We start from the raw sequence: 1,154 nt of genomic DNA on the forward strand, positions 1-1,154 counted from the left end.
CGCCCGCGCAGCGCGGCGGAACGCCCGCCAAGGTGAAGCGCCGCTGAGCCTGCGTCACCCGGCCTGGTGGCGCCCGCGTGTCAGCGCCGGTCCGCGAGCGCGTGCGCGATCGTTCCCAGGTCCACGTACTCCAGTTCGCTGCCCACGGGGACCCCGCGCGCCAGCCGCGTCACGTGCAGCCCCCGGCTCTTGAGCGCCTCGCTGATCACATGCGCCGTGGCCTCCCCCTCGGCGTTGAAGTTGGTCGCAAGAATCACCTCCTGCACCGCGCCATTGGTGGCGCGCTCCATGAGTTTTTGCAGGCCGATCTCCTTGGGGCCGACGCCATCGAGCGGGCTGAGACGTCCCATGAGCACAAAGTACAGCCCCTTGAACGCCCCCGTGCGCTCCAACGCCGACTGGTCTGCGGGCGTCTCGACGACGCACAGCCGCGTGGCATCGCGCTTCGGGTCCAGGCAGGTGTGGCAGACCCCGGCCTCGGTAAACGTATGGCAGCGCGCGCAGTGCTGCACCGACCCTGCCGCCTCGTGCAGCGCGCGCGACAGCACGCGCGCGCCTTCGCGGTCGCGCTGCAACAGATGAAACGCCATGCGCTGCGCCGATTTCAGCCCCACCCCGGGCAAGCGGCGCAGCGCCTGAATCAGGGCGTCAAGGGAGTCGCTGGAGGACATGAGGAAGCAGTGCCAGGCCAATGCCAAGCCGCCCGCGGACCCGGTAGGCGGGGCGGGCGGTCAGCCGCAGGGCGTCAGAACGGGAGTTTCATTCCGCCGGGCAGGCCCGGAAAGCCCTGCGTGAGCTTGCCCATCTTCTCCGCAGCAGTCTCCTCGGCCTTGCGCAGCGCCGCATTGAAGGCAGCGGCCACCAGGTCTTCGAGCATGTCCTTGTCCTCGGCCAGCAGGCTGGGGTCGATGGTGATTCGCTTGACGTCGTGCTTGCAGGTCATCAGCACCTTCACGAGGCCGGCGCCGGATTCCGCCTCGACCTCGATGAACGCCAGTTCCTCCTGCGCCTTCTTCAGGTTGTCCTGCATTGTCTGGGCCTGCTTCATGAGGCCGGCGAGCTGTCCTTTGTTGAACATGGGGGGTCCTTTGCGTGAGAGAAATTGCAGGCTGTGGGGAGCGGGAACTCACTCCGGTCTGACGCTGCCCGGAACG

2 protein-coding genes are annotated in these 1,154 nt (G+C 68.0%); both read right to left on the reverse strand.

Annotated features, from left to right (window positions below; translation table 11 throughout):
- Nucleotides 1-80: 80 nt before the first annotated feature.
- Complete coding sequence (recR, locus tag VTU_RS0105135) at nt 81-671, reverse strand: recombination mediator RecR (RefSeq protein WP_010101497.1); 591 nt, start codon at nt 669-671, stop codon at nt 81-83.
- 74 nt (nt 672-745) lie between these two features.
- Complete coding sequence (locus tag VTU_RS0105140) at nt 746-1,078, reverse strand: YbaB/EbfC family nucleoid-associated protein (RefSeq protein WP_010101499.1); 333 nt, start codon at nt 1,076-1,078, stop codon at nt 746-748.
- Nucleotides 1,079-1,154: the final 76 nt, after the last annotated feature.

Source organism: Verminephrobacter aporrectodeae subsp. tuberculatae At4 (assembly GCF_000193225.1).
Taxonomy (GTDB): domain Bacteria; phylum Pseudomonadota; class Gammaproteobacteria; order Burkholderiales; family Burkholderiaceae_C; genus Acidovorax; species Acidovorax aporrectodeae.